We start from the raw sequence: 13,322 nt of genomic DNA, 5'->3' as shown, positions 1-13,322 counted from the left end.
ATGGCAGGGGTAGCTGGATTCGAACCAACGGATGCCGAGATCAAAACCCGGTGCCTTACCACTTGGCGATACCCCTATCTACACTTTAAACTGAACTAAAGGTGATTCTTGTAAACTGTTGACCAGGTAAGCTTTACATGGTGCATTTGCAAGAATATCTTCGATATTCAGATTTTCAGTGACTTCAATAAACACACAAGCACCTGTACCTGTAAGCTTTGCTTTTCCGAACTGGTCGAGATATTGCATTGCTTCATCGACTTCAGGATATAAGCTTCTTGCCAGTGGCTCAAAGTTATTTCCAAAATCAGATGGCGTTTCCTGATAGGCGCAAAATTTAGAGCTCTTCGTGTCTCTTGTCAATGCTTTTTGCGAAAAAAGCAGTTGAGTGCTGATAAAACAATCAGGTTTTAACACAATGAATTTTTTTTGATCTAAGTCTATGAATGTTAAGTGTTCACCAATGCCTTCAGCCCAGGCATTTTTACCATGCACAAATATCGGGACATCTGCACCTAGCTTGACCCCAAGCTCTGCCAGTTGTTCAACATTTAAACCGCACTGCCAGAGCTGGTTTATCACAATCAGGGTCGTCGCGGCATTGGAAGACCCTCCACCCAGACCTGCACCCATCGGAATGTTTTTTTCCAGACGGATCTTTAGCCCGCAAGGCGTTTTGGCATAAGGCTTCAACAACTGTATTGCCCGATAGATTAAATTCTGTTCCAGATCGACAGAGGCCAGACCTTCAATCTGAATCGCATCATCGGCACTTGGTTCAAGCTCCAGCCAGTCATACAGGTCAATCAGCTGAAAAATACTTTGTAGTTCATGATAGCCATTTTCACGGCGACCGGTAATATGTAAGAACAAATTCAGTTTAGCAGGCGAAGGAACACGAATTATCATGGGCTGGAATCAGGTCAATTAACGGTTTTCAATGATCATTGTAATACGGTTTTCCGCGCCATTTTCAAGTGACTGCTTTAAAATCAAGCGGTTTGGCATTCTGGCCTGCGCATTATAATTAAGATCGACTGTCCAGCCCTGTTCGATAATCTGGTTAATCCGTTGCGTGTCGTCTTTTTGTAATTTTGCAGAGGGAGTGGCAGGGCGGGCCTGTACCCAGTCCACTAAATAACTGATCGGTGCTTGCCAGCCGGTTGCACGTTGCAGTAATTCTTCGGCACTGGCTGCTTGAATCACACCGGTTTTTGCGCTGTTTAAAGTCACTTGCCCCGGGGTGCCAGAAATCTGGGTTTTACCCACGCCTAAGATACCGCTGAGCTCAATATCAAATTCTTCCTGCTGTTGTACCCAGGTAAAGAATGCACTGCCAGTCTGTTGAGGAGTGCGAACACCAATTTTACCTTGCAGCTGGAATTGATTGTCTGCCTGGACAGAAGGCGTCACTGGCTTTTGTGGATTGATCATCTGCTGACAGCCAGTCAAGAATAAGGCAGTTGCTGCAAAGGCACAGCAACCCAATTGGCTCAAATTGCGCATAAATAAATTAACTCGTTTGGGTTTGTGGTGCTAACAATAGCGAATTAAGTTGTTTCAATTCTGGGTCATTTGGATGATTTTGTTGTAATTGTTGTAACACTTGATGAAATTGTTGTAGATCACCTTTCATGTATAACGAACGAGCATAACGCACGCCAATCTTCACATTCGGGTTCAACTGATAAGCTTTGTATAACACGTCCGCAGCCGTGGCAAAGTCATTCTGTAAATAACAGATATAACCATAGGTATCCAGAATTGATGCCTGTTCGGGTGCATATTCCAATGCCTGTTCGACATAGCGACGTGCTTCTTCCAGACGGCGGTTCTGCATCGCCAGAGTATAGGCATAGGCATTCAGGTAGGTCGGACTGTTCGGTTCAATGCTGAGTAAAGTGGTGAGTAGTTCGTCCAGCTTGACACGATCCTGGTGCGGGTCCAGTAACAGGACTTGCGCGTAAACCAGTTCAGGGTCATCCGGCAGGTTTTTACTGGCTTCTTCCAGCAGGCGAATGGCAGCTTTTTTGTTCTGCATACGCGTCAAGATATCCGCCTGGGCCAGATAGAGAAAGCTGGCATGTTGCGGATAATTTACTCTTTCCTGGGTTAAGAAACGCAGTGCATCATGCAGTTTATCCTGCTGGGCGAAAATTGAGATTATATTGCGACGTGATACAGTATACAGACTGCCATCGACCAGACGGTAATAGGCTTTGGCCGTTTCGTAATGCTGTTTGCGTTCCGCATTGACAGCCAGATAGTAATAGGCTTCGTTCTGATACTGTGCAGAATAACGCAGTTCGACCAGATATTTTTCGGCCTTTTCGTATTCTTCCAGATCAATGCTGGTCAGTCCGGCAATAAACAGGGCTTCTTCAGCAGTCGGCCATTTTTTTAGAATATCCTGCAGTTTTTTCAGCGCCAAACTAGCTTCATTCAGCTTGACCAGATATTTGACTTCAGCCAGACGTACGTCCAGATTATTGCGGTGCTTGCGGCTGGATTTTGCATACCATTCCCGTGTGGCATTGGCGTCGCCTAACGCGCTCAGCAGGTTGGCCTTCATTAGAATATAACCAGTTGCCTTTGGACGTTTCTTCAAGGCACGGTTAATTGTGTTTAATGCCTGTTTCAGCTGGCCATTTTGTGCTTCCAGTCCGGCCACAAGGACGAGAATAGACGGATTGTCCCGAGCCTTGGTGGTGCTTAAAGCCTGAATCAGATAAGTACGATCCTCTGTTCCTTCGGGGGAAATTCCTGCCAGAATTTCTTCCAGATCGGCACTATCATCAATTTGCAGGATTTTTTCCAAGGTCTCTGCAGCCAGTTCATACTCATGCGCTTTTAAAGCAATATGCGATAAATAAAATAGGGCAGGGACATCTTGCGGCTCTTGTACCACCCAGTGTGTGGAAATGTCCAGGGCCGCCTGCAAGTCATTATGTTCTAGTGCGACATTTAACGCACGCTGTTTGACTGAAGTGGAGTTGCTCTTGATCGCCAGCACCGTATAGTTGTGCAAAGCAGTGGGAATGTCATGGGCAGCGATGGCAAACTCGGCCATCATACTTTGTTTTATCGCATCATAATTTTGATTTGCATGGTAAACTGCTTCCACTGCATAGAGATGCGCAGTCGAAGCCATGCTACCCACCAGTAGGAATGTGGTAGAATATTGCTTAATTGTAGGGCCGTTGATACGGCTGATTGTTTGACGCAATTTTTTCTTGATCCAAGTAATGCTTTTTATGACACCGATGTTGCACAATAGCATAAATTTAGTGAAATGATGACCTGATATGTCTTTCTTTGCATTGGGTGTCAACCATCAAACTGCCTCTGTAGAATTGCGGGAACAGGTGGCTTTTAACCCTGAAAAGTTAAGAGACATTCTTGCCGAACAAAGCCAGCACCCTGAACTGAATGACATGGTGGTGGTGTCTACATGTAACAGGACCGAAGTTTATGCCATGTCAGAAAACGCTGACATGGTGCTGAACTGGCTCGCCCAAAAAAATGGGGTGGATGTCAAGCAACTGCAGCAGCATGTCTATCGTTACGAAAATGCGCAGGCAGTAACTCACTTGATGCGTGTCGCCAGTGGTTTGGATTCACTGATGTTGGGTGAACCGCAAATTCTGGGACAGGTCAAAACCGCCCTCTCTTTGGCCAAAGACTCTCATACAGTTTCGCGTGATCTCAACCGGATTTTTGAATATGCCTTTTATGCCGCCAAACGCGTGCGTTCGGAAACGGCTGTCGGCAGCCATGCCGTCTCGATGGGATATGCGGTGGCGCAACTTGCTCTGCAAGTATTTAGTCACCCTGACAAGCTGACCATTATGATCGTGGCAGCCGGGGAAATGAACAGTCTGGTGGCCAAACACCTCGCAGAGATGGGGGTAGGCAAGATCATTATCTGTAACCGTACCCGCGAGCGTGCGGATATTCTGGCACAGGAAATTGCACATCGGGTTGAGGTCGAAATTATAGATTTTGATCAGCTTGCAGAAAATCTGCATCGTGCCGATGTCATTTCCAGTTGTACCGGCAGTTTGCATCAGGTGATCCATTTTGCCGATGTGAAGGCTGCACTGAAAAAACGCCGTTACCAGCAGATGCTGCTGGTCGATCTGGCCGTACCGCGTGATATTGATGCCAAAGTAGAAAGCCTGGACGGGGTTTATCTGTATGGGGTCGATGACCTGCAAAGTCTCATTGAGGAAAATCTGGCACAGCGGCGTCAGGCTGCGGTTGAAGCCGAGATCATGGTCAATCAGCTGGCTACAGAACTGATAACCCAGCAAAAGGTCAAACAGGCCGGGGCGACCATTCATGCTTACCGTGACCACGGGGAAACATTACGTCAGGAAGAATTGACACTGGCAATGCAACGAATTGCCAAGGGCGAAAAGGCGGAAACGGTACTGGCTGATTTTTCACATCGCTTAACCCAAAAACTGTTGCATCCAACTTCTATTGTGCTGCGTGAAGCGGCCAAAGCAGAAGATCCTGCCTATTTTGAGCTGTTGCAGGAAGAACTGGGCAATGTGGTTGCGAAACGTCGTAAATCCAGGCATTCATTTTAATCAGTATGATGAGAGGCTTGGTTCTTTGCTGATTGGCACTTCAACATAAAACCTAGCCTGATTATTTGAAAAAATTATAAATAATACTGTGATCTAGTCTGACTTCATTTGATTCAAAAGAATTAATAATTTGAAAAATCAGTCTTCTAACAGGGTCATCGAGCGTTTCCGATCAATCTCATAAATCTGCATTTTCAGGTTTTTCATTTCAGCAATGCTGCTAAATTTCTTGGATTTAATCTTGTTTTTTAAACACTGATATTGCAGCTTGGTTGAAAAATCAGCCGCGAGCTTATCGGCCTGTTCTGGCGATGAGGTGTAATCGCTGACATTGGCATGCTGCAAAATATGCTGCAGTTCATGATGATGGGCTGCACAGGCACCGAGCACATAATAGATCGACAGTTCTGGGTCATCCGGCAGGTCATCAAAAATCACATTCAGAATATTCAGAATTTTAAACAGCAGCTGATCTTCAGAGACCAGCGCGCGCAACGGTTCAAAATGAATATACAGATAAGGGTGATTCATCAAGATCGCAATTACATATTCTTCGGCATCAATTTTGGTACTAAAGCTTAAGGATGCATCCGTATTGACCTTGGGTTGCCATTTACGGTTAAAGCCCAGTTTTTCCCGGAAAAATTGCTGCAGCAGATAACGGAAGGAACCGTGTTTGGGCAGTAGCTCGGTCAGATTTTTTAGTTCACCCATAACCTGACTCTTGCCTTCAGGTGTGGTGATGTCCTGATTTTGGGTCAGATGGGCAAACACGAAGTCCGACATCAACGGCGCCTGTTCCAGCAAGCGTCTGAAGTTTTCTATCCCTTCACGACGGATCAATGAATCCGGGTCATGGTCAGCGGGCAAAACAAAGAATTTCAGCTCTCGGCCATCATTCAGCAGGGGCAGGGCAATATCCAGAGTACGGCGTGCTGCTTTTTGACCGGCAGCGTCCCCATCAAAGGCAATGGTCAGCCGGTTGCTCTGCTTGAACAGAATATTCAGATGATCCGTATTACTGGCTGTACCTAAAGTGGCTACTGCGCCATGAATGCCATATTGCTGGAGCGCAATGACATCCATATAGCCTTCGACCATCAGCCATTCTTGGGCTTTCTGTTTGCGGCCCTCATAGAGGCCGTACAGCAACTGGTTTTTATGGAAGACTTCAGAATCTGGCGAGTTGATATATTTCGGCTTGATCTCGTCATTCAGGGCACGGCCGCCAAAGCCGACTACGCGCCCCTTAGTATCACGGATCGGGAAAATAACCCGCTCACGCAGCAGGTCAAAATCACGGCCACTGTCGCTGGTGCGAATCAGACCTAAAAGTTTTAAGCCCTCAATATCCTGAGGAAAGGCCTTTTCCAGATGTTGCCAGTCTTCAGGCGCATAGCCTAAGCGCCAATAAGCAATGGTCTCTGCAGTCAGACCACGCTGCTTGAAGTATTGCTGAGCACTTGAGCTATTTGGGAGTTGGCGCTCATAGAACTGCGCGATATTTTCCAGCAGATCATAGAGATTACCATCTTGCTGAACTTCCGCCATGGGCAGATGTTCAAAAGAAGCAAAAGGGTCACCATAAAAATCCTGTTCGGCTGCCTGAAACTCTGCAAATGGGTCAAAACTCGCCGTAGATGCAGCAGTATTATTTTCTGTTGCTGCATTATTTTGTTGCGGCTGAGCTTGTGGAACAGCTTGAGCAGGCGCAATTTTAGGTTTGGCTGCTTCACGTTTATATTTTAATTTATTGGAATCGGTATTGTCTTTAGGCAGTTCGATTCCGGTCTGACTGGACAGGTCTTTCATCACTTCGACGAAATTACGACTGCCTATGTCCATCAAAAAACGGATGGCATTACCATTAGCCTGACAGCCAAAACAGTGAAAATACTGTTTATCGCGATAGACGTGAAAAGACGGTGATTTTTCCTGATGAAACGGACAGCAGCCCGAATAAGTACGGCCAGTTTTTTTTAGTTTCACGTATTGACCAATCACATCGACAATATCGGTGCGATCGAGAATCTGATCAATCGTATGTTGAGGAATGGCCATGGTCTGCTGAGCTTCTCGTGCTGCGTTATTTAGGGGTTAAATCATTGAAAATTAAGAGCCGGATGATTATTCCAATCCTATAAATGAATTACTTGGTATAACCTTTTTGCACAATTTGTTCAAGCATTGCTCAGAAAATGCAAAAGGGCAAGTATGATAACTTGCCCTTTGCAAAAATGCACCTGTAACAGTTGGCTTATTCAGCAGTCGGTTCAGCTTGCTCGGTTGTTGTATTTTTCGGACGGTCGAGTAAACCAAACGTCATACGATTGGTCAGGCTGCGTTTTTCTGCCTGTGATTCTGGAGACTGGGTAGAAGGATCCGTTACAGTCTTGGCTTCTTTACCAAAAATACCCAAGGTTGCGCGGTTAAAGAAGCTGCCTTCACTACGTGCTGCACGCAGGTTCACCGTACCATTGGCATTGACCAGGCCAGGATAGTTCAGTTTGAGTACTTCAATATATTGCTGTGAAGTGGCTTTATCGCCCAGTTTGTCATAGCCATAGGCAACTGTTGCCAAAGCTTCCGGAATCTGCGGAGTTTGAGGATAATGTTCGATTACCCACAAGCCACGCTCAACTGCTGCCAGATAAGCCTTACGCTTGATATTGAAACGTGCTGCATTCATTTCATGCTCAGCCAGTTCCTGACCGATAAACTTCATACGCTGTGCTGCATCCACTGCATACGTGCTAGATGGGTAACGGCGAATGAAATCGACAAAATTCTGGTAAGCCAATTTCAGGTAGCTGACATCACGGTGTGACTGTTTCAGTGAGGTATAACGCATCAGACCGTTATAATTCTGTTCCATGTTGGCGACACCACGTACATAGTAGGCGTAGTCGACATTTGGATGTTGAGGGTTCAGACGGATAAAACGCTCTGCCAGTGTAACTGCAGCTTCATATTCTTTTTGCTGGAATTTTACATACAACAGCTCAAGCTGGGCTTGTGGAGCGTACTGACTGGTCGGGAAATAAGTTTCCAGCGCTTCTAGCTGTTTTGCTGCATCGGTATATTGATTACGATCTAGCGCTTTCTGTGCTTTTTGAATATAAACCTGTTCGCTAGATTCCGGACCTTTATCCACGACGTCTTTTTTTGTTGGATTACTGCTACAGCCTACCATTGCCGATGCAATGCCTAATGTCACAGCAAGCATTGTCATTTTATAATGTGGTAGCGACATAAAAATTCCTCTGTTAATACGGGCAATGAGCTACAATTGCACTATTAAACCACTTTTGTCTGAATGAGCAAATGAGTCAAGCACAATCTTCCAATTCTAATATCCCTGATACTGATTTCAATTTACTTGAAGATTCTGAGGATGCAGATAACCATACTTCAGAAGCAACTGCAACACGTTTATCGTTGCAATTTCAACTGGATGAAACTTATATCGGGCAACGAATCGACCAGATTGCAGCGATGGTCTGGAGCGATTTTTCCCGAGAAAAATTAAAGCAATGGATCAAAGAAGGTAATTTATTGGTGAATGGCCAACCGGTCAAGCCTAAATTTAAAAGTGATGGTTTCGAAATCCTGACCTTAAATGTCGAGCTTGAAGCGCAAACGCGCAGCCTGCCGGAAGACATTCCACTGGATATCATCTATGAAGACGAAGATATTATCGTCATCAACAAACCAGTCGGTATGGTGGTACATCCGGGTGCCGGCAATACCTCGGGCACCTTGGTGAATGCTTTATTACACCACTATCCAAAATCTTCTGAGCTGGCGCGAGCAGGTCTGGTACATCGTATCGATAAAGATACCAGCGGTTTATTGGTGGTTGCTAAAAATCTGGAAGCACAGTTTGCCTTAAGCAAACAGCTTGAGAAGAAATCGGTGTATCGTCTCTATGATCTGGTGGTTTACGGCAACATTATTGCTGGCGGCACCATTGATGAGCCGATCAAACGCCATCCGGTGGATCGTGTAAAAATGGCAGTTCTGCCAGGCGGCAAGGATGCAGTAACCCATTACAATGTTAAAGAGCGGTTCCAGCACTTCACCCGTGTTCAGGCACGTCTGGAAACCGGACGTACCCATCAGATTCGTGTGCATTTTAGCTATATCGGCTATGGCCTGGTGGGTGATCAGGTATATATGCCGCGTGTCCGTATGCCTGCAGGCGCATCGCAATTGCTAGATGATACTTTACGTGGCTTTAAGCGTCAGGCTTTACATGCCGTGCAACTGGGACTGAAACATCCGCGTACCAAAGAAGAAATGACCTTTGAAGCACCGTGGCCGGAAGACTTTGCCAATCTGGTGGAAGTGCTGCGTACCGAAAACAAAGCCTATTAATCTTTTTATTTAGCTCGCGTCAAAGCAAGGAATCGAGATGCAATTTGTACCAGGACTTCCACCAGGTGTGTATGTGGGTCAGACCCGTGTTTATCATGCGAAAGTGCAGCCATCTACACAGCCTGAACTTGCAGGTTTTAATCTGGCCTTGCATGTGCAGGATGATGCGCAACGGGTACAACAGCATCGTATGGCTTTACTGCAGGATTTCGCTGCCTTTGGCGTAGATAAAATTACCTGGATGACCCAGACGCATAGCACCATCTGTCATACGATTAATGAGCAGATGCCTTTTGAGGCACTGGTAGGAGATGGTCTGGTGACGCAGCGTAAACAGCATGCTCTGATGATGATGACTGCAGACTGTTTGCCAGTTGTATTAGGCAATGCGGAAGGTATGGAAGTTGCGAACTTGCATGCCGGCTGGCGGGGACTCGCAGGAGGTATTATCGAAAATACCCTTGCAGCCATGCAGACTCCGCCGACTTGGGCGTGGCTCGGTGCAGCCATTAGTCAACCTTGTTTTGAAATTGGTGCTGAAGTAAAAGCAGCTTTTTGTGAGAAATATCCTGAACTGGACAGTGCGTTTCAGCCCGGTGGACAGGCTGGTAAATATTATGCTGACCTGTATGCGATTGCGCGTTATATCTTGCAGCAACACGGCATAAATACCGTATTGGGTGGGGATCAGTGTTCTTATCGTCAGGCGGATGAATATTTCTCTTATCGCCGCGAAGCTAAAACCGGGCGTATGGCGACATTCGTGTTTATGACATGAAAATGTTAAACTTAACTGAATTTTTTGGCTTTTGAGTGTTATGTCCCTATCTTCCAAATCTGTTGCGATTGTTTATCACAGTCCTTATGGACACACGGCTAAAGTGGCAAATTTTATTGCCGATGGTGCACGGGAAACCGGTGTTCAGGTACATATGATGAATGTCGAACATATAGACTGGGAGGTGCTGGACGCTGCCGATGCGATTATCTTTGGCTGTCCAACCTATATGGGTAGCCTGACAGCTGCCATGAAGCTGTTTATGGAACAGTCTTCCAAGCGCTGGCTGGCACGTAGCTGGCAGGGTAAGCTGGCAGCAGCCTTTACCAATGGTGGCGGACTCAGTGGCGACAAGTTGGCAGTATTGCAGCAGATCAACCTGTTCGCCATGCAGCATGGCATGTTGTGGAGTGGCTTGCCATTAATGCCGACAGGACGTGCCGTCACGGATCTGAACCGGATGTCGAGCTTTTTGGGTTTAATGACCCAGTCGGATAATGCGCCAGTAGAGTTGACCCCGCCTGAAGGTGATTTAAAAACTGCATTCTGGTTTGGTGAGTATATTGCCCTGACGCTTGCGCGACTAAATAGTCATACTTAAAATCATAAAAAAAACCTCCAAATGCGGAGGTTTTTTTATATGCAACTTTTAATCCATTATTTATGGAAAATTCGCGCTTTATCACGTTGCCAGTCACGGTCTTTTTCAGTGGCACGTTTGTCATGGAGCTGCTTACCTTTGACCAGGGCAATTTCCAGCTTGGCATGCGGGCCTTTCCAGTAACAGGCCAGTGGCACGCAGGAATAACCTTTCTGGTTAATCGCGCCCATCAGCTTTTCAATTTCACGGCGATTCAACAACAGTTTTCGGGTACGGGTCGCTTCAGGCACCACGTGTGTTGAAGCACTCAGCAAAGGCTGAACTTGCGCACCAAACAGGAAAGCTTCACCATTTTTAAAGGTAATATAGCTTTCTACAATGGTCATACGACCGGCACGCATTGATTTGACTTCCCAGCCTTTTAATGAAAGCCCCGCTTCAAATTTCTCTTCAATAAAATAATCGTGGCGGGCACGTTTATTCAGTGCAATGGTACCGCCATTATTTTTTTTTACTACAATAGATGCTTTCGCCATAATCTGATACTTCCAAACGTGCTGCTATTGTACCGCAACTAGAAATAAGGTGAAGTTTTTTAAATTAATGAGGATTATTCACCAAAAAAACAAGTTTTTGCTAAAATAAGATTCTACATAACAAACAGAGTACAAATGGATGTCTAAAACTCGTGTGATTTATCCGGGGACTTTTGATCCAATTACCAATGGACATATTGATTTGGTAACCCGCGCAGCGCGAATGTTTGATGAGGTCGTTGTGGCGATTGCCATCGGTCATCATAAAAATCCGGTATTTAGTCTGGAAGAGCGAGTTGAGCTGGCCCAAGAGTCATTGAGTCATTTGGACAATGTTGAATTTGTAGGTTTTGATGGTTTGCTGGTCAATTTCTTTCGTGAACAAAAAGCGACGGCTGTACTGCGTGGTTTGCGTGCAGTGTCCGATTTCGAGTATGAATTTCAGCTGGCCAATATGAACCGTCAGCTTGACTCCCACTTTGAAGCGGTATTTTTAACTCCTTCAGAGCAATATTCTTTTATTTCATCCACTTTGGTGCGTGAAATTGCTCGATTAAGAGGTGATGTGACCAAGTTTGTACCACCAAACGTGGTTGCTGCCTTCGAGCGTAAACTTCAACAAGGTTGGTAGCGTGTCTTTATATATCACCGATGAATGTATTAATTGTGATGTCTGTGAACCTGTATGCCCGAATGAGGCCATTTATATGGGTGAACTCATTTATGAGATTCATCCAGATTTATGTACAGAGTGCGTCGGACATCATGATCAACCGCAGTGTCAGCTGTTCTGTCCGGTGGATTGTATTCCACTGGATCCGAACCATGCGGAAACGCAGGAACAGCTGCAAGCCAAGTATGAAAAACTGACTGCTCAAAAAACATCAAGCAATTAGTTGCGATATTTGGTACTATGCCGCTCGAAGTGAGCCAGACGATCGCTGCTGTGGAGATCTCCGTGATTGAAGCAGGGGAGGAAAGTCCGGGCTTCATAGGGCAAGGTGCCAGGTAACGCCTGGGCGGTGCAAACCGACGGCAAGTGCAGCAGAGAGAAGACCGCCTTCATTATGTTTTCGAGCAATCGGAATCGGAGGTAAGGGTGAAAGGGTGCGGTAAGAGCGCACCGCATGGCTGGTAACAGTTCATGGCGAGGTAAACCCCACCGGAAGCAAGACCAAATAGGAATCCATTAGGCATGGCCCATGCTGGATTCGGGTAGGTCGCTTGAGCGCATGAGTGATTGTGCGCCTAGAGGAATGATCGTTCACGACAGAACCCGGCTTATCGGCTCACTTCAACAAATTTTGATCAAACAGCACAATATGGGGTTGACGCTCTTTAAAGAAAATCCCATAATGCGCGCACAGTTTAAGGCTATGTAGCTCAGTTGGTTAGAGCACCGCACTCATAATGCGGGGGTCACAGGTTCAAGTCCCGTCATAGCCACCATATTCTGAAAAAACCCACTCCGATTGAGTGGGTTTTTTTATGTCTGATATTTGATGATGATGTTGGTGGAAAATCTGAAAAGCACTACAATAGTTAAAATAAAACAAATAACAAGAATATGTATGATGATTAAAAATTTAATACTATCAACTCTGATTTTCTTTATTGCTTTACCTGTTTTTGCTGCAGATTCAATTAAGTCACTTCCTTTTAAAGAAAAAAATATTTCCAAAGCAGAAATAAGATCAATTTGTCAAAAAGTAAAATTTAGTTGTGATGAGAGTGATGCAAAACTTTGGGTAGTTAAAATTGCTGAAGCTGAAAAATATTATTTAATTGATGAAAATTTACAAATTATTCAGCTTTCAAAAAATCTTGGAAAATATCAAATCATTGATTATTGGGATCTAACCACGTATCAACAGGTTTATGCGCTTAAAGAGGATAAGAGTGGTATAGAATTTATATATCCTGCCTTATACCCACTCAATCGGCATAGTTATGCTATTGCCTTAATTCATGGCTGGGTTTCAAATGATGCAGGTGAACAGAATGCACAGTTTATTCAATTACTTCCAAAAGGAAAGACAAAACTGGTCTTCGAGCATTTACCTTTTTACGAATACCAGAATCGACTTTCCTGCTACAAAGATATGAAAGATAAAAAGAATAATTATTGTGATGATCAGAAGGAGACCGTACTTAAGATCAGCTATAGAGATGTAGGATTGGCTTATTATGAATGGCGTTTAAGTTATTTGAATATAAACTGGCTTAAGAATAATAAAATCGACGAATATAAACAGCGGAGTTTGGCGTTAATCCCTTTTATTCAAGCGCAGTAAAGGCATGTAGCAGTGATCTAAAATCATCCGTTTGCAACTGCTCACGCATTTTTAAAAACTGCTTTTCATCTAAGTCATAGAGCTTTATTAATCATAGTGTCAGCCCAAAAGGGAGAATTGTTAGCTATTTTCAAAGTTAAC

At 44.9% G+C, this 13,322-nt stretch carries 13 protein-coding genes, 2 tRNA genes, 1 other RNA gene and 1 pseudogene; 9 read left to right on the top strand and 8 right to left on the bottom strand.

Going from position 1 to position 13,322, the window contains the following annotated elements; all coding sequences use genetic code 11:
• Position 1: 1 nt before the first annotated feature.
• From VXP95_RS07655 to VXP95_RS07640, 4 genes are all read right to left on the bottom strand, one after another.
• A tRNA-Gln gene (locus tag VXP95_RS07655) sits at positions 2-76 on the bottom strand.
• 2 nt (positions 77-78) lie between these two features.
• A complete protein-coding gene (gene ispE, locus VXP95_RS07650; protein WP_171255304.1) occupies positions 79-906 on the bottom strand; it encodes a 4-(cytidine 5'-diphospho)-2-C-methyl-D-erythritol kinase in 828 nt (275 codons plus the stop codon).
• A 21-nt stretch (positions 907-927) separates the two neighbouring features.
• On the bottom strand, positions 928-1,506 hold the full coding sequence (gene lolB / locus VXP95_RS07645; protein ID WP_312586910.1) for a lipoprotein insertase outer membrane protein LolB: 579 nt from the start codon (positions 1,504-1,506) through the stop codon (positions 928-930).
• Between the two features lie 7 nt (positions 1,507-1,513).
• Positions 1,514-3,226 (bottom strand): tetratricopeptide repeat protein, encoded by a 1,713-nt coding sequence (locus VXP95_RS07640; protein WP_416711790.1) that lies wholly within the window; start codon positions 3,224-3,226, stop codon positions 1,514-1,516.
• Between the two features lie 79 nt (positions 3,227-3,305).
• On the opposite strand from VXP95_RS07640, the gene hemA reads away from it, so the two are divergent.
• Complete coding sequence (gene hemA, locus VXP95_RS07635; RefSeq protein WP_416711789.1) at positions 3,306-4,595, top strand: glutamyl-tRNA reductase; 1,290 nt, start codon at positions 3,306-3,308, stop codon at positions 4,593-4,595.
• A gap of 138 nt (positions 4,596-4,733) precedes the next feature.
• Here hemA and VXP95_RS07630 read toward each other — a convergent pair whose 3' ends face one another.
• Together VXP95_RS07630 and VXP95_RS07625 are read right to left on the bottom strand one after the other, a co-directional pair.
• Positions 4,734-6,656 (bottom strand): DNA primase, encoded by a 1,923-nt coding sequence (locus tag VXP95_RS07630; RefSeq protein ID WP_144724360.1) that lies wholly within the window; start codon positions 6,654-6,656, stop codon positions 4,734-4,736.
• Between the two features lie 196 nt (positions 6,657-6,852).
• The gene (locus tag VXP95_RS07625) at positions 6,853-7,848 is read right to left on the bottom strand and encodes an outer membrane protein assembly factor BamD (protein WP_144724361.1); all 996 of its coding nucleotides are present in this window, start codon (positions 7,846-7,848) and stop codon (positions 6,853-6,855) included.
• A 71-nt stretch (positions 7,849-7,919) separates the two neighbouring features.
• Here VXP95_RS07625 and rluD point away from each other — a divergent pair, with 71 nt between their 5' ends.
• The 3 genes from rluD to VXP95_RS07610 are packed head-to-tail and all read left to right on the top strand — an operon-like array spanning position 7,920 to position 10,351.
• Positions 7,920-8,972 (top strand): 23S rRNA pseudouridine(1911/1915/1917) synthase RluD, encoded by a 1,053-nt coding sequence (gene rluD, locus VXP95_RS07620; protein ID WP_064102432.1) that lies wholly within the window; start codon positions 7,920-7,922, stop codon positions 8,970-8,972.
• Positions 8,973-9,009: 37 nt separating this feature from the next.
• Positions 9,010-9,750 (top strand): peptidoglycan editing factor PgeF, encoded by a 741-nt coding sequence (pgeF, locus tag VXP95_RS07615; RefSeq protein WP_191730541.1) that lies wholly within the window; start codon positions 9,010-9,012, stop codon positions 9,748-9,750.
• 40 nt (positions 9,751-9,790) lie between these two features.
• Positions 9,791-10,351, top strand: a complete 561-nt coding sequence (locus VXP95_RS07610) for a flavodoxin family protein (RefSeq protein WP_064096342.1) — start codon at positions 9,791-9,793, stop codon at positions 10,349-10,351.
• A 56-nt stretch (positions 10,352-10,407) separates the two neighbouring features.
• Here the strand turns inward: VXP95_RS07610 and smpB are convergent, their stop codons facing one another.
• Complete coding sequence (smpB, locus tag VXP95_RS07605; protein WP_004280586.1) at positions 10,408-10,887, bottom strand: SsrA-binding protein SmpB; 480 nt, start codon at positions 10,885-10,887, stop codon at positions 10,408-10,410.
• Between the two features lie 139 nt (positions 10,888-11,026).
• On the opposite strand from smpB, the gene coaD reads away from it, so the two are divergent.
• The 5 genes from coaD to VXP95_RS07580 all read left to right on the top strand — a co-directional run bounded on the left by coaD (position 11,027) and on the right by VXP95_RS07580 (position 13,181).
• A complete protein-coding gene (coaD, locus tag VXP95_RS07600; protein ID WP_416705879.1) occupies positions 11,027-11,518 on the top strand; it encodes a pantetheine-phosphate adenylyltransferase in 492 nt (163 codons plus the stop codon).
• Position 11,519: 1 nt separating this feature from the next.
• Positions 11,520-11,783, top strand: a complete 264-nt coding sequence (locus VXP95_RS07595; RefSeq protein WP_005097729.1) for a YfhL family 4Fe-4S dicluster ferredoxin — start codon at positions 11,520-11,522, stop codon at positions 11,781-11,783.
• A 26-nt stretch (positions 11,784-11,809) separates the two neighbouring features.
• Positions 11,810-12,187, top strand: an RNA gene (gene rnpB, locus VXP95_RS07590) — RNase P RNA component class A.
• A 72-nt stretch (positions 12,188-12,259) separates the two neighbouring features.
• Positions 12,260-12,336: transfer RNA gene (locus tag VXP95_RS07585), tRNA-Met, on the top strand.
• A gap of 53 nt (positions 12,337-12,389) precedes the next feature.
• Entirely contained in the window at positions 12,390-13,181 is a 792-nt protein-coding gene (locus VXP95_RS07580) for a hypothetical protein (protein WP_252146097.1), read from the top strand.
• On the opposite strand, the pseudogene VXP95_RS07575 reads toward VXP95_RS07580, so the two are convergent.
• Positions 13,165-13,269, bottom strand: a pseudogene (locus tag VXP95_RS07575) (antibiotic acetyltransferase); the annotation flags it as partial. The gene VXP95_RS07580 and the pseudogene VXP95_RS07575 sit on opposite strands and share 17 nt — an antisense overlap.
• Positions 13,270-13,322: the final 53 nt, after the last annotated feature.

Source organism: Acinetobacter sp. 226, assembly GCF_048147925.1.
GTDB lineage: Bacteria > Pseudomonadota > Gammaproteobacteria > Pseudomonadales > Moraxellaceae > Acinetobacter > Acinetobacter pecorum.
The sequence above is the reverse complement of the archived record's forward strand: the minus strand, read 5'-3'. Positions and strand labels throughout refer to the sequence as shown.